This window comes from Lyngbya sp. CCAP 1446/10, assembly GCF_026130175.1.
Classification (GTDB): Bacteria; Cyanobacteriota; Cyanobacteriia; order Cyanobacteriales; family Microcoleaceae; genus Microcoleus.
The window spans coordinates 1-22,631 of sequence record NZ_JAIGNI010000035.1; the positions used below are offsets into that span (position 1 = coordinate 1).

Annotated in this window: 20 protein-coding genes; 13 read left to right on the forward strand and 7 right to left on the reverse strand. The window is 46.1% G+C overall.

The genetic code is table 11. The annotated features are described in order from the left end of the window. Positions 1 to 387 precede the first annotated feature (387 nt). The 7 genes from K4039_RS15860 to K4039_RS15890 all read left to right on the forward strand — a co-directional run bounded on the left by K4039_RS15860 (position 388) and on the right by K4039_RS15890 (position 7,031). Positions 388 to 633, forward strand: a complete 246-nt coding sequence (locus tag K4039_RS15860) for a hypothetical protein (RefSeq protein WP_265236419.1) — start codon at positions 388 to 390, stop codon at positions 631 to 633. 343 nt (positions 634 to 976) lie between these two features. Then, positions 977 to 1,321 (forward strand): hypothetical protein, encoded by a 345-nt coding sequence (locus tag K4039_RS15865; protein ID WP_265236420.1) that lies wholly within the window; start codon positions 977 to 979, stop codon positions 1,319 to 1,321. Between the two features lie 263 nt (positions 1,322 to 1,584). Then, positions 1,585 to 2,610 carry an ABC transporter permease gene (locus K4039_RS15870; protein ID WP_265236485.1) on the forward strand — a complete coding sequence of 342 codons (1,026 nt, stop codon included), beginning with the start codon at positions 1,585 to 1,587 and terminating at the stop codon, positions 2,608 to 2,610. A gap of 431 nt (positions 2,611 to 3,041) precedes the next feature. Further along, positions 3,042 to 3,764 carry a hypothetical protein gene (locus K4039_RS15875; RefSeq protein ID WP_265236421.1) on the forward strand — a complete coding sequence of 241 codons (723 nt, stop codon included), beginning with the start codon at positions 3,042 to 3,044 and terminating at the stop codon, positions 3,762 to 3,764. 92 nt (positions 3,765 to 3,856) lie between these two features. Beyond that, entirely contained in the window at positions 3,857 to 4,927 is a 1,071-nt protein-coding gene (locus K4039_RS15880; protein WP_265236422.1) for a hypothetical protein, read from the forward strand. Between the two features lie 164 nt (positions 4,928 to 5,091). Continuing rightward, positions 5,092 to 5,865: an ABC transporter permease gene (locus tag K4039_RS15885; RefSeq protein WP_265236423.1), complete on the forward strand. Its 774-nt coding sequence runs from the start codon at positions 5,092 to 5,094 to the stop codon at positions 5,863 to 5,865. A 260-nt stretch (positions 5,866 to 6,125) separates the two neighbouring features. Beyond that, entirely contained in the window at positions 6,126 to 7,031 is a 906-nt protein-coding gene (locus tag K4039_RS15890; protein WP_265236424.1) for an ABC transporter ATP-binding protein, read from the forward strand. A gap of 176 nt (positions 7,032 to 7,207) precedes the next feature. Here the strand turns inward: K4039_RS15890 and K4039_RS15895 are convergent, their stop codons facing one another. Continuing rightward, positions 7,208 to 8,167 carry a GNAT family N-acetyltransferase gene (locus K4039_RS15895; protein ID WP_265236425.1) on the reverse strand — a complete coding sequence of 320 codons (960 nt, stop codon included), beginning with the start codon at positions 8,165 to 8,167 and terminating at the stop codon, positions 7,208 to 7,210. 758 nt (positions 8,168 to 8,925) lie between these two features. Between K4039_RS15895 and pap the strand changes: the two genes are divergently transcribed. Further along, entirely contained in the window at positions 8,926 to 10,413 is a 1,488-nt protein-coding gene (pap, locus tag K4039_RS15900; protein ID WP_265236426.1) for a polyphosphate:AMP phosphotransferase, read from the forward strand. Positions 10,414 to 10,675: 262 nt separating this feature from the next. Here pap and K4039_RS15905 read toward each other — a convergent pair whose 3' ends face one another. After that, the gene (locus K4039_RS15905) at positions 10,676 to 10,867 is read right to left on the reverse strand and encodes a hypothetical protein (protein WP_265236427.1); all 192 of its coding nucleotides are present in this window, start codon (positions 10,865 to 10,867) and stop codon (positions 10,676 to 10,678) included. Between the two features lie 39 nt (positions 10,868 to 10,906). On the opposite strand from K4039_RS15905, the gene K4039_RS15910 reads away from it, so the two are divergent. Then, complete coding sequence (locus tag K4039_RS15910) at positions 10,907 to 11,896, forward strand: YdcF family protein (RefSeq protein ID WP_265236428.1); 990 nt, start codon at positions 10,907 to 10,909, stop codon at positions 11,894 to 11,896. A 38-nt stretch (positions 11,897 to 11,934) separates the two neighbouring features. On the opposite strand, the gene K4039_RS15915 is transcribed toward K4039_RS15910, so the two are convergent. Next, complete coding sequence (locus tag K4039_RS15915) at positions 11,935 to 12,237, reverse strand: hypothetical protein (RefSeq protein ID WP_265236430.1); 303 nt, start codon at positions 12,235 to 12,237, stop codon at positions 11,935 to 11,937. A gap of 451 nt (positions 12,238 to 12,688) precedes the next feature. Between K4039_RS15915 and glsA the strand changes: the two genes are divergently transcribed. Beyond that, a complete protein-coding gene (gene glsA / locus K4039_RS15920; RefSeq protein ID WP_265236432.1) occupies positions 12,689 to 13,612 on the forward strand; it encodes a glutaminase A in 924 nt (307 codons plus the stop codon). 160 nt (positions 13,613 to 13,772) lie between these two features. On the opposite strand, the gene K4039_RS15925 is transcribed toward glsA, so the two are convergent. From K4039_RS15925 to K4039_RS15935, 3 genes are all read right to left on the reverse strand, one after another. Continuing rightward, the gene (locus K4039_RS15925; protein ID WP_265236433.1) at positions 13,773 to 15,584 is read right to left on the reverse strand and encodes an adenylate/guanylate cyclase domain-containing protein; all 1,812 of its coding nucleotides are present in this window, start codon (positions 15,582 to 15,584) and stop codon (positions 13,773 to 13,775) included. A 179-nt stretch (positions 15,585 to 15,763) separates the two neighbouring features. Next, complete coding sequence (locus K4039_RS15930; RefSeq protein ID WP_265236434.1) at positions 15,764 to 16,858, reverse strand: FecR family protein; 1,095 nt, start codon at positions 16,856 to 16,858, stop codon at positions 15,764 to 15,766. 249 nt (positions 16,859 to 17,107) lie between these two features. Beyond that, positions 17,108 to 17,536: a hypothetical protein gene (locus K4039_RS15935; RefSeq protein WP_265236436.1), complete on the reverse strand. Its 429-nt coding sequence runs from the start codon at positions 17,534 to 17,536 to the stop codon at positions 17,108 to 17,110. Here K4039_RS15935 and K4039_RS15940 point away from each other — a divergent pair. The 3 genes from K4039_RS15940 to K4039_RS15950 all read left to right on the forward strand — a co-directional run bounded on the left by K4039_RS15940 (position 17,530) and on the right by K4039_RS15950 (position 19,926). Beyond that, the gene (locus tag K4039_RS15940; protein ID WP_265236438.1) at positions 17,530 to 17,730 is read left to right on the forward strand and encodes a DUF2862 domain-containing protein; all 201 of its coding nucleotides are present in this window, start codon (positions 17,530 to 17,532) and stop codon (positions 17,728 to 17,730) included. The genes K4039_RS15935 and K4039_RS15940 overlap by 7 nt on opposite strands. 230 nt (positions 17,731 to 17,960) lie before the next feature. Then, a complete protein-coding gene (locus tag K4039_RS15945; RefSeq protein WP_265236440.1) occupies positions 17,961 to 19,055 on the forward strand; it encodes an ArsA family ATPase in 1,095 nt (364 codons plus the stop codon). 154 nt (positions 19,056 to 19,209) lie between these two features. Beyond that, positions 19,210 to 19,926, forward strand: coding sequence for a Uma2 family endonuclease (locus K4039_RS15950; protein ID WP_265236442.1), 717 nt, complete (start codon positions 19,210 to 19,212; stop codon positions 19,924 to 19,926). 497 nt (positions 19,927 to 20,423) lie between these two features. Here K4039_RS15950 and K4039_RS15955 read toward each other — a convergent pair whose 3' ends face one another. After that, positions 20,424 to 22,490, reverse strand: coding sequence for an elongation factor G (locus K4039_RS15955; RefSeq protein WP_265236444.1), 2,067 nt, complete (start codon positions 22,488 to 22,490; stop codon positions 20,424 to 20,426). Positions 22,491 to 22,631 lie beyond the last annotated feature (141 nt).

Below are 22,631 nucleotides of genomic sequence, written 5' to 3' on the forward strand. Positions count from 1 at the left end.
CCTTAATCGTTCACTGTTCATTTAGGGAGTGGATAGGTTTTATTTTTCACCCTCATTCTCTCCCGGCGCGGTGGCTCTAGTTCTTCTTTTGCCACCGTTCTCATCTTTAGTTAGTCTAAACTACAGTTTTTTAATAACACTATAGAATAATATTCTATGATCATCGATTTTTACTCATTTTTCAACCATGCAGGGGCGGGTTCACCGAGCTATTTGACACCCACTGACAAATGATAAAAACCCGCCCCACCCAGAAGTTAACAATTAATTTAATTTAACCGTTACGAGGAGAAGGTTTATAACAGTTATCAGTTGGGTTGAGGCGGGTTTATGAATGTTATCGATGGGTGACAAAATTTATCATTGCGGTAGCCGGCTGCTCAAAACTTGGCTGAGCTTTCAACCGCTACTGCAAAAACTTGTAATATTAATCATGGCACTATTTGGCTGAATCTGGCGATCGTCGCGATCGAGGACTCGCGCCCCAAAACTCACACCAGGTCAAAAAAGAATACAACTGCTTTGCCCGTGCTGCAAACCCTTAATTCATCAGTCATTCCCAATTCTACAATCTTTAATCTAACATCGTATCACTTGATCTGGGTGCAGGTGGCTCACCTTACCGCTGCTTAATAAAAATTAAATTTGAATTTTCAAGGGCTGGGTATCTCAAAAATGTAAGTTATTTGACAACAGTCTGTGAAAAAATTTGCTATTGATAGAATAAGCCCGCAAAATTGCGATCCACGCCAAGAGGGTAATTGAAGCATCTCTGGTTCATCGAGGGCAGCAACGTCAGTCGATTTGAGATTTACTCCACAGATTTATCTGGGAGCTTGAACAGGAGTCTCAAATTTTGGGTTCGACTCTCCCATGAGCGTCGGCTGCTTGTACCTATTTTTGGGTAATGTCAAGTGTTTTTGGCTTTTTCGGACGCGATCGACCTTTGACCAAAATAATACTTCTGGAGGATGACATGAGCTATACATTTGAAATCCTGGGCGTATCTCCAACTTTAACGTTTTTTAACCAACAGCAAGAATTACTGCAACAAAAGCAGCCGTCCGGTGTAGAATATTTGGGAAACCGGAAGTGTACTCTCGATTCGTTTGTGACATCCGTAGAGATAGTTTCTCCCTATCGTGGCTGGGATGTCGATCGAGTCGTAAACACCGTGATTAGTTTCTGGATGAACAACTCGGAGAGCATCCAGTATTGGAAGGATAGGCTACAGGATGCCGGCACCGAAAACTTGTTAGTCGCCAGAGTAGGCGATATCAAGTCTTTGCAAGCCGCATTTGAATCGCTGTTGGGCGAATAGGAAGGAAGCATCTCATTTTCGTAAAAAGCATTTTTTTGTTTGAGTGCGATCGTTCCCGGTCGCTTATTACAATACGCGATCGGGACAGCACTATCAAAACAAAATTGAGATGCTCCCAATCAGAAAATTGGGAATTGGGAAAAACTCGATCGACAATCGCTAAAATCAACTCAAATTTCTATTCCCAATTCCCGATTTCCCATTCCCAATTCCCAATTCCCAATTCCCAATTCCCAATTCCCAATTCCCAATTCCCAATTCCTATGTCTCGTTCAAAAGCCCTGCAATCTTATATTTTTCTCCGCTTACTCCTCGCACCGCTAATGTTGTGGACAATCACCACAGCAGTATTTTTGCTGCTGCGAGCCACTCCGGGCGACCCCATAGATGCGATTCTCGGCTCACGAGCTCCCGCAGCCGCCAAAGCAGCAATGCGAACCCAACTCGGCCTCGATGCACCGCTGTGGCAACAATATCTCAAATACATGAAAGACTTGTTGGGCTTAGACTTAGGAACCTCCATCACTACTCGCGGACAAACCGTTTGGCAAATTATCGGAGACTATTTCCCCGCCACAGTGGAATTAGCAGTTTGTAGCATGGCCATAGCTTTAATTGTCGGCATCAGTATCGGTTCCCTGGCAGCATCGCGCCCCAATACTATTTTCGATGCTGCTGGCCGTTTGTTTGGCATTATTACTTACTCGCTGCCGGCTTTTTGGGCCGGCATGGTTTTACAATTAATTTTCTCGGTGCAGTTGGGCTGGTTTCCCTTGGGAACTCGCTTTCCGGTGACATTAAGAGCCCCCCAAGGCTACACGGGACTTTACACTATAGACAGTCTTCTGAGCGCTAACCTTGGTCAGTTTTTCACAAGTTTGCATTATTTGGCACTCCCAAGTTTGACGCTGGGCATTCTTTTGAGTGGCATTTTTGAGCGAATTGTTAGGGTAAATCTGAAGCAAACTTTGCAAGCAGATTATGTTGAAGCAGCTAGAGCTCGCGGCATTCCTGAATTGCAGATTTTATGGGCTCATGCTCTGAAAAATGCGCTAATTCCAGTGATTACTGTCTTAGGATTAACTTTTGCTGCTCTGTTGGGTGGTGCTATTTTAACTGAGGTTACTTTTTCTTGGCCGGGGCTGGCAAATCGACTGTACGAAGCGATTAGCTTGCGTGATTATCCAACAGTACAAGGTATTGTGGTGTTTTTTGCGGGAATTGTGGTAATTGCTAGCATTGCAATTGATGTTTTGAATGCTTACATTGACCCGCGAATTCGGTACTAAATTAATGAAGAGTTGACAGTTGATAGTTGACAGTTGATAGTTGACAGTTGACAGTTGACAGTTGACAGTTGACAGAAGGAATAATGAAGAAGCAAGAATGAAGATGTTCGCCCTCTCCCCCTCTCCCAATCTCCCCCTCTCCCGCTATCTGCTCCTTTGATATGCGTGGAAAATTATCAGGTGCGATCGACTAAAATATGGAACTCATATCAACAAGTAGAATTAGTTGCAGCACTGAATGATTTTGCCAGAAGAGGCGACTGTGGCAGTCTCAGCTTTTTCTAGCTGTACTTTCTGCGTGCGCCAAATGTTGCAGCCAGGATTAGCCCCTTAAGAAACAGCGATCGAAAATATCGGCTTTTAGACTCAGGACACTTTGCAGTTTATCGGCAATACTAGAGCAATAAAAAGCAAAATTTGAGGAAACGCTGATGAAATTATTACAAATAACAGTCGCTCTATCGGCTGCTTTGACCCCACTAATGGCTGAAGCTGCCTTTAGCCGCCCGATAGTGGACGCAGGCGACTTTCCCAGAGCCTCAAACCCGCGAGTAAACGTGCCGGTTTGCTTCATCGAAACCCCAAGCGGCACAACTTTTGATTTAGTCAGATTGTGCGGCACCAACGCCGATCCCCAAAAGATGGCTCCCGCAGCCGGCAACCCCGCCAATGCTCCTGCAAATAACCCCAATGCAGCGAATCCGGCAGCCGCCCCGAACCCCAACAGCGTCACCAGAGATGCTGCCGGCACCCCGATAACTACTCCTGCGGGTACGAATCCCAACAATCCCAACAATCCCAGCAATCCCAACAATCCCAACAATCCCAACAATGTCAATCCGGGAACTTCGCCGAATACCAATCCCAACAATGTCAATCCGGGAACTTCGCCGAATACCAATCCCAACAATGTCAATCCGGGAACTTCGCCGAATACCAATCCCAACAATGTCAATCCGGGAACTTCGCCGAATACCAATCAGAATAATTTGAATCCGGGAACTTCGCCGAATACCAATCAGAATAATTTGAATCCGGGAACTTCGCCGAATACCAATCAGAATAATTTGAATCCGGGAACTTCGCCGAATACCAATCCCAGCAACAATTTGTCTCCCAACAGTACCAATGGCAACGGCACGGGCACTTTTTGAACGGCCGCCGGATGAGTTAAGCTAAGACATGGAAGTGGCGATTCCCTACCCTTCGGGATAGCTTCGCTCGCGCGTAATTGAGGAAACCTACTGTGTCAAACTTAGTTCAACGACTAGAAATAACCGCTCATCCGCAACTCGAAAAATCCCTCGGCTATCGAGGAGACAGTCGCTGGGTAGCTTGGCGGTGGGAACCCGACATCGACCAACTTATTTCCTGCGACGGCAAAACAGTCGGTACTGGCAATAATATGGCTTGGCTAGTATTTTTACAGCACGATTTAGTTAAGCCTGCTCTACAAGAGTACAACTTTGCTGAGGGCGATCGCTACTGGCTGCTTTTAGACACCGAAACTCGAAATCTATACGTCGGCGAAGGGAAGGCAGTTCAAAGTCTACTAGAACAGCCGGAGAGTTTAGCTTTGTTAGCCTGTCTCGATGGCGGAAATGCCGGAAAAACTGCTGAAAATTGGCAGCAAACGCTATCTCAACTAACAACAACAACCGCCTTTCGCCACCTAACAAATGCCATTCCTTTCGGAATCGCCGCCGCTTTAATAGGTGCTTTAGGAATCGGAACCGGATTGTGGGTAGTCCCGACAGTGCAACAGAAACTCACCCAAAAAACAGCTTTTACTTCCCCAATTAGTTCAGCAGCCAACTGCGGGATTGGCGGTTCCGACGATTTTTCAGCTTATGTTGGTTCGTCGAGCTCAGATAAAGAACTTCACTTAATCGGCGTTTACGAAGCTAATTCGGAGCACGGGAACGGAAATTTGTCGAAAAGTGCGTTAGCGAAGCCAACGAAGAGGATCGAAATCAACGTAGAACCCCGAAACAAGCCAATAATTCTCGCACTTTCAGCCTACGAACCTGTCAACTGGAACATAAATGTAGAACCCGGAACTGTTATCGAAAAAATCATTGTTAACGGATACCATAACCAAACAGTTTCAGGAGTTTCTGGAATTCCAATAGAAGAGTACAGCTACGAAGAAACCGGAAACTATATCGGCAACTTTATCTACAAGTGGGGTGCTACCACTGAAAGTCCCAATACTCCCTCCCTCGTCACTAAATTGGAACAGATAAACCGCACAAGTTTAACTTCTTTTCAAGGATGCTACAGAGGTACTAACTTTAGTATCAAATCAGAACCGTGACAGACAGCGAAAAGTTAAAAACAAGTCCGCTAAAATCACAAAACCCGCATCAGCGGGTTTTTTGTTGAGAGTGAAATTTGACATTTTTATGGTATAATATGCCGTGGCATCATGCCAATTCTCAATTCCGAATTTCCAATTCTAACAATGCTAATAAAATCACTATGAAATACTGGTACGAAACCATCGCAGTAGCGCAGCGAATTTTAATTGAATTAGGGAGGCGGCGACGCAGCTTAGTTTTGTGGAGTATTTTTCCAGTTTCTATCTTGCTAATTAACGGTTTAATCTTAAAAGAACGCGCTAATCTCACCACGGCAAAAGCCTTTGAAAGTGCTGCACCCGCAAGTTTAGTAGGAGCCGCTTTATTTTTTAGCTGTCTCGGCGGCAGCGTCGCAACGGTAGTATCAGAACGAGAACAACATACTCTCAAACGCTTATTTATTTCTCCCTTGAGCGGCACTTCCTACTTTTTAGGAATTTTTATTGCTCATAGTTGCATCGGCATCGGTCAGGTACTTTTAGTATACACGATCGCAGCGTGTTTAGGAGCACAATTTCAAGGATCTATTTTGTTAGGGTGTGCGATTATTTTACTGAGTATTGTATCTTACGTAGGCGTGGGCTTTATTCTCGGCACGCAGTTTGCGAGGCGCACTGAAGATGTCAACTCGCTAGTAGCAGCTTTCGGCGTTCCTTTGTTGATTTTAGGAGGCGCATTTTTGCCGACTGCGCTGTTTCCCAAAACTCTGCTGGATCTCGCCCAGTACAATCCAATTTATCACATGAACGAAGCCCTAATAGGCGTGTGGGCTAACGGCAAAGATTTTGCGGATATTGAATCGCACTTCTGGTTTTTATTAATATTTGCTATTTTAATGATAGTGGCAGGGTGGCTGTCTTATCGGCGGATGTTGAACACGGAAAGAAGACTTTAAACAGTTGACAGTTGACATTTGACAGTTGACATTTGACATTTGACATTTGACATTTGACATTTGACATTTGACATTTGACATTTGACATTTGACATTTACTGGGTACCAGGCGCAGGCTGGTAATCAGTTAAAAGATATCCGTAGGGGCGAAGCATTTCGGCAGTAAATATCTGCTTGTTACTAATAATTTATCTGCCGGAATGCTTCGCTCTCTACCAAAGCTGTTAATAATATAATTAAACTTAGGGAGATTTAAAACCTTGCTGCAAATTGAAAAGCTAAATAAGTCTTATGGCGAACGTTCAGTGCTTAAAGATTTAACACTGCACATTCAAGCTGGCGAAATTTATGGTTTACTTGGGCCAAACGGTGCTGGTAAAACTACAACTATCAATATTTTATGCAATTTGCTAAATGCCGACAGCGGCAAAGTTTCCATCAATGGCGAACCTGTTTCGGAATCGACTAAACCGTTAATAGGTGTAGCACCCCAAGAAAATTTGCTTTATAAAAGCCTTAGTTGCGAAGAAAATCTCAATTTTTTTGCTCAAATTTATGGTTTAAATCGCAAACAGCGCAGCTATCAAGTAGAGCAATGTTTAAAGGCAGTAAATTTGACTGATAGAGCTAAAAGTCCGGTGGAAACTTTGAGTGGAGGAATGCAGCGACGTTTGAATATTGCGGTGGCTTTGGTGCACAAGCCTAAATTAGTAATTTTAGATGAACCGACAACGGGTTTAGATATAGAAGCTCGTTATGAAATTTGGGAGTTAATTCAGCGTTTACAATCGGAAGGAATTACGATTTTGCTGACAACTCATTTGTTGGATGAAGCTGAGCGTTTGTGTCAGAGAATTGGGATTTTAAAAAATGGTAGCATTGTGGCTGAGGGTAGTTTGGAGGAATTACAAAGACTGATTCCGGCTCAAGAAATTATTGTTATTAAAACTACTGAAGAAGAAAAGACGATCGTCCGCGCTGAAAAATACAGTTTTATCCCCCGTCGCTACGGTAGTGATTTGGCTTTTTGGCTGCCGGAATGTTTGGAATTAAAAGAGATTATTTTGCTGTTTGATGGGATTTCTATTGATTCAATTGCTCGATATCCGGTGCGGTTAGAACATATTTATGTTGAGGTGACAAAACAAAGCGAACTAGGTTTGTAGAAGACCGGGCGGTTGAAACCGCCGTCTGCATCTACTTTTTTACCCGAAAGAATTGGTTTAAAGCCTTTCCCTTCTAGGGGGAATTTAAAATCAGACTATTCATTACTCCAATCCTCTTCCTTCCAGGTATAGGTCGCCGTCAACTGTCAACTGTCAACTGTCAACTGTCAACTGAATTAGACGGCTTTTGCCCAGGATAGCCAAGTTTCCATCGGGCGAAAACCTACTGATTGATAAAGCTTTGTCGCGCCTGTCAAACTGTCAGCATCGACGCTGAGTTTGGCTGTATTTGCACCCGCCGCTTTTAAGGTGTGCAATCCGGCTAATAACATTGCTTTTCCTAATCCCATTTTCCGAAAGTCGCGTCGCGTACCCAATAGTTCAATCCAACCGTCTTTTGTGTCGCTACGGTGGTTTTTCTGGGGTTTGATTTGACAGTCGCAGAAAGCTGCAAATCTACGATCGCCCGAAACAGCAATTAAATCTAATTCCGGCTGATAATTTTCGTCTTGCATCCAGTATCGCACGGTTTCGGCAGTTAAATCGTGGTGGTTCCAGTGATCGATAAATGACTGGTTGAACATTTCTACCCAGGGTTGGATGTCTTTTTCTCCCGATACGTGCGTCAGCGCAAAGTCTGCGGGAAATTCGGGTGCGGGAATTGGTTCGGCGAGCGATCGCGCCATTGTGAGAAAATAGCGATCGACTGCAAAGCCCTGTTTTTCTAATAGCAGCATTCCATCGGTTCGATCGTCGCGGTTGTAGGTACGCAATTTTGCGGGCAAATTCCGTTGCTTCCCGACTTCGCCCAGCCGCTTTTCGCCCCATTTAACGATCTCTGTTTCTAAACCTTCACCGCGCAGGTTTGGATGCACGTAAAACCAGAGACAGGCGTCTATTTCATCCTGGGAATCGGGCATATCTAGGAGTGCTAAACCGATCAATTTGTAATTACCGTCTTCCCACAACTGCACGTCGCGGGCTTTGTCGAGTTTAGGGGCATCTAGTACGAGCTTGAGTTCGCTGGCTGATACTTCTTCGCCGAGTCGATCGACTGTTTCGCAAGCATCGATTAAATTTGCGATCGCACACCAGTCACTTTCGCCCTTGTAGGAGCGTGTTGTCAAGATATTCATAAAAAACTTTGCAATCCGTAATTTCGGACTGTTCCTCTTAATGGGTATTGGCAAATGAGTACAGTAATTCGGACATTTTGCACAAATGTCAGTAACAGGCTTTCTGGCCTGTTCCACAAGAAACAAGTATTGTTTTCGGGCGGCTAATCTTAGCCCGCACCTCAACAGCTTTTAGTATTAGAGAATGGTGTTGATAAAACTCAGAAACCTGTTTATATCACCCAGGCTTTCAGGTTTTATCTCATAGCGCAATCATAAAAATTGGTTAGCCCATTTGGGCGGTTTTTTTTATTGGAGTCTGTGGCCAGAGGAACGCCAAACCTTTGCAAGCAGCGCCCTCGAAGTTATCAAAGCTGGTGCTTGACTAACTGTTGTTTAAATAAATTTGATGCAGCTAAGTAAAGAAGTTTTCACCCCCACCGGGTAGTTGATTTTTACTTTTGCTCTGTTTTACAAAAAATCCTGTTTCAGGGATTTGTTGCTGCTCCTGTTCACTCACCCGATCGGGCGAGGGGAACAGTTGAAGTTCTTAAAAAGTTCCCTAATTCAACTATAACCGCTCAGGTTTTTTTTGGCAAGTTCGATCTGAGGAAACTTTTGTTAGTATTAGCCCGATGCTGGGTTCGACGGCAGAAGCACCACGCTTTTAAGCGGTCATAGGTATAGTTTTGATAACTTTTTGCCAGACTTGAAGATTTAATTTTATCCAAACGTTAAACTGACGTTAAACTGCTTTCTGGGATTTGTGTGAGGTAAATATGCTTGACAACCTCGATTTAGATATTTCGCTGGATAAAGAAACCTATGAGGCCAAAATTGAAGTTTTAATGCAGCAGTTGCGATCGCTCCAACAAACCTGCTGGGAAAAAAAAATGCCCGTAATCATCGTACTCGAAGGTTGGGCCGCCGCGGGCAAAGGCGCACTCGTCAAAAAAATGGTGGGTTACATGGATCCGCGCGGCTTTACCGTTCACCCGATTTGGCCGCCGTCAGAGGCAGAAATGGACTATCCTTTTCTGTGGCGGTTTTGGCAGAAACTCCCAGCCCGCGGTCGGATTGGCTTTTTTTATCACAGTTGGTACACTCATCTTTTAGAAGACCGGTTGTTCGAGAGAGTCTCCGAGGCCGAAGTACCGACAATCATCAGACAAATCAACGCCTTCGAGCGCATGATGGTAAACGACGGCGCGGCAATTGCCAAATTTTGGATTCACCTGAGCAAAAAAGAACTCAAACATCGGCTCAAAAAACTAGAAGACGATAGCTTACAAGCTTGGCGAGTGCGGCCGGAAGATTGGAAACAAGCCAAAAAATATCAAGAATACACGACTTTGGCCGAAGAAATGATAACTCAAACCGGCACGGGCCCGGCACCTTGGACGCTAGTAGAAGGCGACTGTCAGCGCTGGGCGAGAGTCAAAGTTTTAACGCAAATGGCAGCCAAAATTACAGAAGCCCTAGACAGACTCCCCACACAATCTGCACCCGTTCCATTGCCGCCTCAAGAAAAGTTGCAACCCACCGAACCAGACTTGCTCGCCCAAGTAGATTTAACTCTATCCTTGTCGCCAGACGAATACAAACACGAACTTCGCGAAGCACAAACCAGTTTTGGTGAACTGCAACAAAGCATCCACGAAAAGGACATCCCCGTGTTAGTGCTGTTTGAAGGTTGGGATGCGGCCGGTAAAGGAGGAGCGATCAAACGTTTGACGGACATCCTAGACCCCCGCAGTTACTCCGTCAATGCCTTTGCTGCGCCGACGGACGAAGAAAAAGCTCACCACTACCTCTGGCGCTTCTGGCGGGAGTTGCCGACTGCTGGTAAAATCAGCATTTACGATCGCAGTTGGTATGGTAGAGTGCTCGTCGAGCGAGTCGAAGGATTTGCCACCGAACTCGAATGGCGTCGAGCTTACCAGGAAATCAACGAATTTGAGGAGCAACTCACCAGTTTCGGTTGTATCTTAGTTAAATTCTGGCTGCACATCAGTCCCGAAGAGGAACTAAAGCGGTTTACAGACCGACAAAATAATCCATTTAAACAATACAAACTCACTCAAGAAGATTGGCGGAATCGAGAAAAGTGGAATTATTATGAAGTGGCGGTGAATCAAATGATTCAGCGCACCAGCACGCCGACAGCTCCCTGGACGATAATTGCGGCCGATAACAAGTATTATGCTCGTGTTAAAGTAATTCAAACGGTAACGCAGGCAATTCGGAATCAACTGAAACGCCGATAAATTGGGATTGGTGAATGGGTAACAGGTAATGGGGAAAATACAGGCAGCACAAAGCAGGCAAGATTGCCAAGTCAATTTCACCTGCCGCCAGCTCCATCCATTATCAATTACCGATCGACCATTACCAGTGATCAATTACCAATTATCTGTCAGCAATCTGTGACCATCCCCAAAAGGGGTGCAAGCCACCGACGCTATGAGTATGGAGATCCTAAAATTTTAGATCAAAGTTTAAACTCCCAGATTCATCTGTGGAGTCAATCTAAAATCTCAAATCTAAAATCTCAAATCGACTGACTGGAAGTAGCGAGCTCGATTGCCTGTAACCAATAGTTGATAGCTGACTGGAATCGAGGATCAGGAGAAATGCGATCGCAGTGCGCGATCGGCGAAAGTTAACAACCCAACCGATGCCGGCATTGCCTACCGCAGCTAAATTCGCGCTCGCTTCCACAATTCCGTACTAATTTATGAAGACACAGAATATTGCAAGATGCCTGAACTATTCGCTCGCATTCTATTTCTATTCCTCCTCTTCTCACTGATCAAATCGTGGTGGGATCAATCGGGAGGTAAAGACAATCCTTTAATAGATCGGCTGCGCGTTTTGCTGCTGATCAGCCTTTTGTTCCTAGCTTTTTTTGCCCCAGACACGCCAGTCGGAGCAGCGATTTTCGGCTTAATAGCCTTTTTCTTTAAGCCGCTGGGTTTTTCGATTACGTTACTGGTGATTGCATCGGCGCTGATTACGAACGGGGGCATCCGCAACCCGGCGCCGAGAATGATCCTGGCAGCACTGCTAGTTTTGATCCTTTCGAGTATGCCAGTTGTGGCTTACTGGTTCGCCGATCAAGCAGAACGGGATGCGGCTGCACGCACCACAGTTTGCTGCGATGAAACAGCCGCGGCGATCGTCCTGCTGGGCAAGGGAACGACTAACAGTCACACCGCCAACCGAGAAGCGATTCAACTGGCAGACACAGGGAATCGCCTGCCCTACGCTGCCGTTTTGTACAAAAAACAATTAGCACCTTTGGTGATTGTTACAGCCGGGCCCAGAGCAGATTTACAGAATTATACTGGCGAAGCTAAAGATATCGAGACTTTGCTGGCAAGCAACATGGGCGTGCCGCGCAACAGTATCGTTCTCGACGATAATGGCAGGAACATACGCACCAGCGCAGAGGAAGTGAGAAAGATCCTCGACAGTCGCGGCGTCGGGCGCAAAGTAATCCTGGTAACATCTGCGATTCAGATGCGGCGTGCCAGCCTCGCTTTTGCGAATATGGGAATCCAGGTGATTCCTAGAGCTACGGACTTCTACACTTACCAGCCCGTATCAGGAGGTAGATCCCGACTGCGCTTAGACGCGGCAGATTTCCTGCCCAGTGCAGAAGCTTTGGTAACTACGACACGAGTATTCGATGAATATTTCGGGTCTATTTATTACTATTTGCGTGGCTGGCAGGCTCCCAGGGCCTAAAGCGGCAAGTTGGTGGTGTTTTTCTTAGGCAACACCGACTACTCCCCAGATTGGTTTAACATCTCATGAGAATGTGACCTTTGTGGGGAGCTGTAATTTCTGAGGCCAGCGGGGTCGCCGATGGCAAAATTGGCCGTTAATAAGAACACCGCCCAAAATATAGGAGCCTCCCACTCGGATTTTTTTTGGGCTGGCGCTTCTTTAGCTTTGGCGGAGGTGACGATGACTTTGAGGTCTAGTTTGCCTTCAATTTCTTTGCCTTTGAGAATTCCTTCGCTGCATACACCCTTAAAAGCTAGCGGATCTGGTTTTGGTGCTTCTGCTTTCGCTTCATCTGGCATTGTTTTGTCCTGATTTTGGTCGATCTGGTTGGATAGTAAGTTCCCAGAGGTTCGGGGGGTTTCCGGATCGGATTGCGCGAACTCTGAAAAATTTAAATTAAATATGCACCCCGCCCCTTACTGGGGCTTAAATATCAGAGCCTGAAGGCATTTCAAGCGAGTGGTGGTTTGTTGGGTAGCAGCGTTGCCTGGAAGCTGCTACTTATCTATCTGGGTGAAAGGGAGATTTTTATGCAAAATACAGGTTCTTCTGAAAAATTGTGAATAAATTTATTATCTCTACGCAAGCGAAAACGTCAATACCATTAAGGCTGAGTTTGGTTTTATTACCTCATAAATTCTATTTCTTGTAGGAGCGGAAGTGGCGCAATTACTGGAAAAACTGGGTTTATGGCTGCATTGCCCGATCGAACTACGAATCTAAAATCTCATACGCTCTAAATCATCGACAGTGAAAACATCCACCAGCAAACTATCTTCCCTGCAACCAGAACAACTGGCAGCTTGGGCAACAGAGGCAATTAATCGCAGTAAATCTGGTCAAATCCCCACGTACATACCTCTGCTTGCGGGAGCCGACAGACAATGCTTTGCCGTGCAAATTAGGGCAATTGACGGTCAAATTTTGAGCTGGGGCAGCGTCGATAAAACATTCCCGCTGATGAGCGTAGTCAAGCCGTTTGTGCTGCTTTATTTGCTGTGCGAGTTGGGCGAAAAAGCGGTTTTTGATTGCGTGGGCTGCGATCCTTCGGAAATGGCTTTTAATTCCCTGACTCAACTGGAAATAGATAAAGGGAAGCCGAGAAATCCGATGATTAATAGCGGGGCGATCGCCCTGGCATCTTTGATTCCCGGTAAAAATGCAGTTGAGCGCTGTCAAAACCTGGGAAATTGGCTGAATCAACAAGCAAACAGTCAGTTATTTGTTGACGAGTTAATGCTCGATTCAGTGAATGCAATGCCGAATCAAAAAAATTGGGATCTTGCCTTGGCAATGGTAGAATCGGGTTATATTGAAAACTCGGAAATTGCGCTAGAAACTTATAATCGCGTCTGCTGTTTATCGGGAACTGTGGAAGATTTGGCAAAGCTGGGAGTGGTGTTGGTAAATGGTGGTGGAGCGATCGGGGAAAACTGCCGTACTGTGAAAGCGCTGATGGCTACTTGCGGTTTGTATGAAGCATCGGGCCGCTTGGCGCTGCGGGTGGGATTGCCGGCTAAGTCGGGAGTTAGTGGGGCTTTGTTGTCGGTTATTCCGGGTGAAGGGGCGATCGCATCTTACAGTCCACCACTGAATAAAGAGGGGAATTCTGTGGGCAGTTTATTTCTATTGGAACAAATAGCTAAAACTCTGCGGCTGAGTGTATTTGATTAAATTTGGAATTTGGAATTGGGAATTGGGGAATTGGGAATTGGGAATTGGGAATTGGGAATTGGTTATTAGAAAAATCACTAACAAGTAACCACTAACTATTACCCATGCCCAATGCCCGATGCCCGATGCCCCATGCCCGATGCCCCATGCCCACTGACTATTACTTTTCGCCCAAAATAGCATAAACCACCGTTTCTTCTTTTTTGCCGCGCAATTGAATCGATCCTACTTTTTGGCCTTCGTAGCGATCGCGCACATAAGCAAAAGTCCTCCCCGTCACCAACAAATTAAAAGGACTATCAGACACAATTTCCTTATTCATCGCCTCCAATCTAGCAGCAACATTGACAGCATCACCGATCACAGAATAATTTAAACGTCGGGAACCGCCGACACTACCAGCAACTAACTGTCCAGTATGCAAACCAATACCAAACTTAATTAAAGGTTTGCGTTTAATTCTAAGCTGCTGATTAATTTCGTTTAGCTTTTCGTGCATGGCGATACAAGCCGCAACTGCATTCAAAGCATCTTGTTGAATTTCTGCATATTCGCTATGGCAAAAAGGCACACCAAAAACTGCCATAATTGCATCACCGATGTATTTATCAACAACGCCACCATGATCCATAATACAGTTGGTCATCGCTTCCAAATAATTGTTCAGCCAGTTGAGCAAATCCCGCGCTGGCATTTTTTCGGAAATCGAAGTAAAATTGCGAATATCCATAAACAGCACAGTTGCTGTAAGTTCTTGAGGTTCGAGTTCTCCCTGTTCAAATATTTCAGCTTTGCGTCGCCAAATAAGCTGAGCAGTTTCGGGTGCGACGTGCTGTTCAAATAACCTCATCAACTGCTGTTTTTCGTACTGTTCCCGCAGTTGCAAAGCAGTGCCAGATAAAATAAGAGTGCCGATGGGTGCGGCAATGGGAAGCCACCAAAAATAGAAGCCAAATAACAAAGCAGCAGCCGTAACCCAAATTACAGGCAAACCGAGGGCGATCGCAATTCTGTCTTTAACACCTCGGTTGCACAAAACCGAAGTAGTCAGCGGGCCAATCGCCAATAATAACAAATTTTCTAGCTGTATCGGCAGCCGCCGCAGCAAGCGTTGATTGAGCAAATTGTCAATCAACGCTGCATATAAATAAACCCCACCCGTAGTTTTGTTGAGAGGCGTAGATATCTGGTCAAAACCAGTAGCAACTAGGCCGACTAAGACTAATTTATTGGCTAAAGCATTTTCAGGAATTCTACCTTCTACAACATCTACAAAAGCATAGGTACGTAGATTTTCTGTTTTCCCCGGCCAGTTAACCAAAACTGTTTGTTCCTGCATCTTTTGTAGTTGCGGCAGCAATACAGGATTTTGCGGGTTAGCAGCGTTGTACCTCTGAGTCATTGCTAAACCGAAGTTAGGAATGGAGTCGAGAAATATTTTTAAATCGCGGCTAATGCCGTCGCTGTTGGGTTCGTGTATTATATGTCCGATACCTGCGGCGACTGCTTTTAAAGATGCTACTGGTTCTTCTTTGGTGGTTCTTGGGAGTACAACTTTGCCGTTGCTGGCGATCGCACCGGCTAACATTTCATCTTTGGGACTCGGATCGAGGAACAGAATATCGAAACCAACTGCTGTGGGGGGAGATTTTTTCAGGGCTGATAAAAGTTCGGCGTAGCGATTGCGTGGCCAAGGAAATTTACCGTATTCCTGCAAGCTTTGGGGCTCGATCGCAATTACTGCAATTCTGTCATCCCACCCCGGATTTGGCAACATTCTCGATTCTCGAATTTGAAATAGGGTTTTGTATCCCAAATATTCAAGGGGTTTCCAGATTCCAAATTGCAGCATGGTTGCAGACAGGATACCTGCGGCGGCGCCTGTCAGCCAGGGAGGATTTGTGGTGATATATTGCCGGATGCCGATCAGTTGATTTTGTTTGAGGTACTCGATCAATTGTTTGAATTTCATTCAATTAATTTGATGCAATAATTGACCTTCGATTCCGACGTTCGAGATGTTTCAGAAGACCGGGCGGTTGAAACCGCGTCTATATAAACAAAACCCGCCTCCGCGGGTTGAAGACCAAATCGATATTCCAGATGATAATACCGGGCGTTTAAAAGCGCCGTCTGATCTAGATAAGTTGTTTAGGGAACTGCGATGCTGTAATGCCTTTCTGTGACTGACGGGCCTCGAACTACGATGTTGATGCGGCGGCTTGGAGGTAAAATCCCTTGGATTTTGAAGTTTCCCTGTTGATCGATCTTAATTGTTTCGTTGTTGACATAAATTATGTCGATCGGGTTAATTTGACCGCTGAGGCGATAGATATTGCCACTGAGTCTCGACAAATTGCGGACTTTGAGTTGGGTTAGACGAGGGCTGGCTGAGGGCGCGACGGGCGAGGTTTGAGGGAAAATTGTCGTGGCGTTGCCGCGGGTGACAACTACTTGCGAGTCGGTGCGCCCCGATACTTCGACTGTACCTTCAATAGTTTCGACTGAGGTTTTGCCGTCGCCGACGCTAACGCCAAAGGATGTACCCCGGACTCCGGCCACGCCTTCGGGGGTTTCTACCCTGACTGGGGCGGTTCTGGGAGATTTTTTTTGTTGGGCAATTTGACTGGTTTCGGCAATTCCGCTGAAGGTATTTAAGGCGGCAATTTGCTGGGGCGGGATAATTGTTGAGCTGTTGGCGGAGGCTGTTGGCGCAGCAGTTTTGCCGATCGACAATCTGACTCGCCCCCTGCTGACAAAAATAGCTGTGTCATTTTCGCCTGCACTGCTTGACAAATCGGATATTTTGACTGCGGTTTTTTCGGCTACTTCGACGATGCCGATGTTGTTGTCGATCGCTAAACGGGCTGTGGAATCGGGGCCGGTGATGATTTCGTCTCCGGGGGCGAGTAGCCGATCGCCCACAACTGCTGGTCGCCCTTTGAAGGTGACAGTACCGCGAATTTCTTGAATTTCGAGCGATCGTCCGGCTGCTGTTCCCTGAGCCTTTAGAGCCTGGGCTGGGGATGGATTCGCCGCCGCTGTTTGCGGATTTTTGGGAGACTTTGAGCCTGTTGGGGCTTGATCGACTGAGATAATTTTAGTAGGGTTAGACTGCTGTTTGGGGGATGGAGAGAGCGGACTGGCGATCGTCCCGCGAAATGTCGGCAGACAGGCCAGCACAGCTAAGGACAAACTTATGAGTGGAATTTTGGTCGATCGCCAGCACGTACACATTTTATTCATTATTTCAATTTTGTCATATTGAAGTTTGTAGACTTCATTTCCTCTAGCAGACGCCCCAAATCCGGAAATCGTTCCATTTTTTCTGCCGTAAAACAGCAGCAAAAATAAACTTTATCAGCCTGAAATTTTACCATTAAAACTTATTTTTTTTGTCGGATTTTAGTAAACTGTTACAACATGGCACTTTACTAAAATCTGACCTTCGGGAAATTTGGCCAACCAGACTCAAAGTCTTTTACAGCATGAAAATTAGCCGTTGTCAACGTCAGAAAGGGCAGATTTATATATAGCAAACATAAAATTAATTACTGCTTTTGAATGCTTTTTGGCTTCTGCCTGAAGGATGACTAATTGGGGATAAATCCTGTAGTTGTGGCAATTAATAAAAAGATTCTTTTTGCGAATCAATAAAAAATAATTATCTAAGTGGTGAACAGCCTCTGCCAGTGGAGCTTGCCGCTGTGGAACCTGATGAAGCAAACCCAAGCGAATCATGGTAGACGATCGACCAACTCCGACTAGAATACCGTTTTTTAGGGAAAGTTGGTCGAAATTTCGAGGGAAAATCATGGCGGGCGATCGGGCTTGGTGGTGTTGCTGCTCGATCGAGACCGCCAAACTGTAAAATGGACGCTTGTATATAGGTTTTGTAGAGCAGGAGAACAATTTCAGTGGCAATAGAAGTAGGTCAAAAAGTTAAGGTGCGCCGTCTCAGAGATCGGATACCTGCAAATATGGTAGGGATGATAAAGAAGAATCCAGTAGGCACTGTGGACGGATTCAGAATGGTTGACGGTAGCGGAGTAGGCGTGGTTGTCAAGTTTGACGGTTTTGCGACTTGGTTCTTTGAAGATGAGCTAGAAGCCGTTTAACAGAAGGAAGAAGGAAGAAGGAAGAAGGAAGAAGGAAGAAGGAAGAGGGAAGAAGGAAGGAGGAAGAAGGAAGATTTTTCCCACTCTCCCATTCTCCCCATCTCCCCATCTCCCCATCTCCCCATCTCCCCTTCTCCCTTTCTCCCCCTCTCCCCCTTTCCCACTCCCCCAATCTCGATGGCCGTTGCGCTTAAATGTTAAAGAGTAAGCTTTGGCAGTGAGAACAGAAAATGGCTTTGATTTTGACATTTTTGGGCAAAGGCGGCACTGGCCGCAGTACGATCGCGATCGCAACAGCTAAAAAATATGCGGCTCAAGGCAAGCGAGTTCTGCTACTCGGCCAAGATCCGGGCCCTGCATTGGGTATTCTGCTAGGAGTTCCCCTGACTCTCAGCCCGCAGGAAATCGCCCCCAACCTGAAAGCGGTACAGGTGAACAGCGCGCCCCTGCTAGAACGCAGGTGGGACGAAGTTAAACAACTAGAAGCGCAATATGTGCGTACTCCTTTTTTCAAGCAGATTTACGGGCAAGAATTGGGAGTGTTACCGGGGATGGACAGCGCCCTGGCGTTGAATGAACTTCGGGAATATGACGACAGCAAACAATACGATGTGATCGTTTATGACGGCACAGGCGGTATGGATACGCTGCGGATGCTGGGAATGCCGGAAATTCTGAGTTGGTATATCCGCCGCTTCCGCCAAGCTTTGGTAGATTCGGATTTGGGTAAAGCGCTTTCGCCTTTTATTCAACCGGTTGTCAGTACCGTGTTGACGGTGGATTTGTCGGGAGATAATGCTTTTCAATCTACTAAGCAAGTAGATAATCTGTTGGATAAGGGTAAGGAAGCACTGGCCGATCCAAACCGCACGGCGGCTTATTTGGTGACGACTGGGGATGCAAGTGCGATCGCCACTGCGCGCTATCTTTGGGGAAGTTCTCAACAAATTGGTTTGACTGTCGGTGGTGTAATTGTGAATCAATCACCGATTACAGAAGCTGTTGCTGCGGATTTCGATCCTTTGACAGCAGTTGCGGTGCCGGCGCACAGCGACAATAATTGGCAGCCGTTAATTGATGCTTTGCCAGATTTTTCTGAAGCGGGAAAAGCTCCTAAACCAATTAACATAAACATTGCACAGCGTCAAGTTAGTTTGTTTTTGCCTGGGTTTGACAAGAAAGAAATTAAATTGATTCAATCCGGGCCGGAAGTGACTATCGAAGCGGGCGATCAGCGGCGTAATATTTTGCTGCCTCCGCAGCTAACTGGTAAGTCCGTGACTGGTGCTAAGTTCCTGAATGGTTACTTAATTGTTTCTTTTTAGCAGTTAAGTTGTTCGGGATTTAAGGTGAATTTGGGAACGGGCAAGATGCCCGTTCCACATTTTTAGGAAAAATATTGAGAAATTTTGGGAAATGCGATCGCCAACAGTTCGTTTATAATAAAATAAAATCCTTAGCCAATTTGGGGAAACAGCAATGGTTACACAACTGCAATCTCCCGATAAATCAAAAATCATCTACCCTGACGACAACGGCGAACCAATGTCAGACAATACGGAACAATTTAGATTAATCGTCTGGATTAAGGAAAACTTAGAACTGTTATTCGCTAACGATGCTAATGTTTTCGTGGCCGGAAACTTGCTGTGGTATCCAGTGGAAGGAAATAACAAAATTTCCCAAGCACCGGATGCAATGGTAGTTTTGGGTAGACCAAAAGGTTATCGAGGTTCTTACCAACAGTGGCTTGAAGATAATATTCCGCCGCAAGTTGTGTTTGAAATTTGGTCGCCGGGAAATCGCCTCACTCCAATGATTCAAAAATTCAAATTTTACGAACGCCACGGCGTGGAAGAATACTATTTGTATGACCCGCAAACGTTAGAACTGACGGGATGGCGGCGTTTGGATGACGAATTAGAAGCGATCGAACAAATGGACGGTTGGACAAGTCCCAGACTGGGGGTGCGGTTTGGATTGTCTGAGTCAGGACTGGAAATGTTCGGGCCTTCAGGCGAACCGTTTGTGAGTTTTGTGGAACTCGCACAACTGCGACAGGATGCAGAAACGCGGGCACAGGAAGCAGAATCACGGATTCAGGAAGCAGAAAGTTTGCTGGAGCAAGAACGATCGCGATCGCAAGCTTTAGAATTGAGACTGCGAGAACTAGGAATCGACCCAAATCAATTGTAGGAGACCGGGCGAATAGAATAGGGCGAATCGAACACGGCGAATTGAACACGGCGGTTGAACACGGCGAATCGAACACGACGAATCGAACACGACGAATCGAACACGGCGGTTGAAACCGCGTCTACACAAACAAAACCCGCCTCCGCGGGTTGAAGAAAAGACGGTTAAAATATCGAACACGGCGGTTGAAACCGCGTCTACACAAACAAAACCCGCCTCTGCGGGTTGAAGAAAATACAATTAAAATATCGAACACGGCGGTTGAAACCGCGTCTACACAAACAAAACCCGCCTCCGCGGGTTGAAGAAAATACAATTAAAATATCGAACACGGCGGTTGAAACCGCGTCTACACAAACAAAACCCGCCTCCGCGGGTTGAAGAAAAGACGGTTAAAATTACGTTATTCTCTTCAGTCCGCGGAGGCGGACATTGTTTGTGTAGACGCGAATTCCATTCGTACGTCTTATCTGTACACGCGAATTCCATTCACCGTCTTATCTTTTATCGTTACCGTTACCATTCCCATTCCCGCCAGTTGTTAGCAAAACCCGCTTAGCCAAAGGTTCCGGTACTTCTTGTAATCGATCGAACTCCCAGTTAAAAAATCCTACACCCATTGTCTGCGATCGCAATTCTACGATCAAATCCTGCATTTCGGCGATCGGCAAATAAACCGAAACAGCATCCCATCCCTTCCAGTCTGCTTTACCTTCGTAGCCGAGAATTTGGCCGCGATGTCCGCTGACCAATTGCAACACCTTTGATGTACACTCGTTCGGAGCGCAAATTTCCACTTTGGCGATCGGCTCCAGTAAAGTTGATTCGCACTTCTCCATCCCGGACTGCATCGCCAACCGCGCCGCCTGCTTAAAAGCTTGTTCGGAACTATCAACAGAATGATAGGAACCGTTAGTCAAAGTCACCGATACATCTACCACCGGAAAACCCAAGGGGCCGCGATCCAAATATTCCCGCACTCCCACTTCCACGCCGGGAATATACTGTTTTGGGACAACTCCGCCGACTATTTTGTCAGTGAAATTGAAACCTTCTCCGCGCGGCTGCGGTGCGATGTCGAGGTACACATCACCAAACTGTCCATGTCCGCCGCTTTGGTGTTTGTAGCGCCCGTGGATGGAAGCTACGGATTTGCGAATGGTTTCTTTGTACGGCACTTGTGGTAAGTGAGTTACCATCGGCAAATTATACTTGCGGCGCAACCTATCTAAAGCTACTTTTAGGTGGATTTCGCCTTGACCCCAAAGTATAACTTCGTGGGTGTCGCCGTGCTGTTCCCAGACCAGAGATGGGTCTTCTTCTAATAGTTTAGCTAAGGCAGAACTCAGCTTAACTTCATCGTTGCGCTTTTCTGGGACGATCGCCAATGCGTACACAGGGGAGAGGATTTCGGCTTTTGGCAATAATTCGTCTGAACCCAGCACATCGCCTGTTCTCAAGCCTTCCAGCCTGCCCACAGCGACAATTTCCCCGGCACTGGCGGACTGCAAACTTTGGGTTTGTTGACCAGTCAAGCGGTACAAACCGTTAACTCGAATCCCGTTCAAAACTGCTCCGTCTGCGAGGGTTCCCCGCCACATTCTCACTAAGGATAACTTGCCTCCCTGCGGCGTATAATAGGTTTTGAGAATTTGAGCCAGAACCTTGTTTTCACCTTGTATAAAACCGCGTCGTTTTGCTGTAGTTTCCGGTGTCGGCGCTTCTCTGAGTAAAGCTTCCAGCAGAGGCCGCACGCCGAAATCTTGTTCGGCGATACCGATGAATACGGGCACTATTAAATCAGCGCCTAATTCCATCTTGAAATCGCGGGTAATCTCTTCAGCGTCGGGGTTAATTTCTTCCAGCAATTCTTCGAGTAAATGGTCGTCAAAATTGGCTAATTCTTCGAGCATTTCCTGTCGCGCGGCGCTTTCTTGTGCTTTGAGGTGTTCGGGAAGCGGGACGGGATCTGCGGGTGCGCCGGGGTGATAGTGGTAAGCTTGTTCGGTTACTAAGTCGATGAAACCGATGATTTGTTCGTTTTTGCCGATCGGGTATTGGTGAGGTACAATTGGTCTGCTGGAAACGGATTTGAGCGCGTTGAGAACGTCGGTGAAGTTGCTACCGCAGGTGGTTTCGTCTGTGCACGCGCGATCGATCTTATTGATGAAAACTAGGTGGGGAATTTCCCAATCGTCGAGGAATTTGAACAGCGGGGCGAGGGTTAAAGTGCGATCGGCAACTGGTTCGCAAACAATCACGGCGGCATCGACACCGATAAGTGCATTGTAAGTTTCTTGGGCAAATTCGATCGAGCCGGGACAGTCAAGAAATGTGAAGCGGACGTTTTCGTATTCGGCGGTGGCGCTGTTGACTTCTACGCTCATTTTGCGATCGCGCGCTTCAGCAGAACCGTCACCTATTGTATTGCCATCTTTAGCATTACCTTTGCGAGTAATTGTGCCTGTCACAGACAGCAAACTTTCCAGCAGTGCGGTTTTTCCGCTTAAATAAGGGCCAACAATTGCAACATTTCGCGCGGCCCCAATGACTTTTTCGTTCATAATAGCCTCCTACACAAAGTGAAGGGGAAGGGGAAGGAGAAGATGATGATTCAGGAAAAAAACTTGTGTTTGCCGGTTTCTCCGATCTCTTCCCTTTTGAACGTAAAAACTTTTATTTGTAGTTTCTCTTAGTTTAAGCTT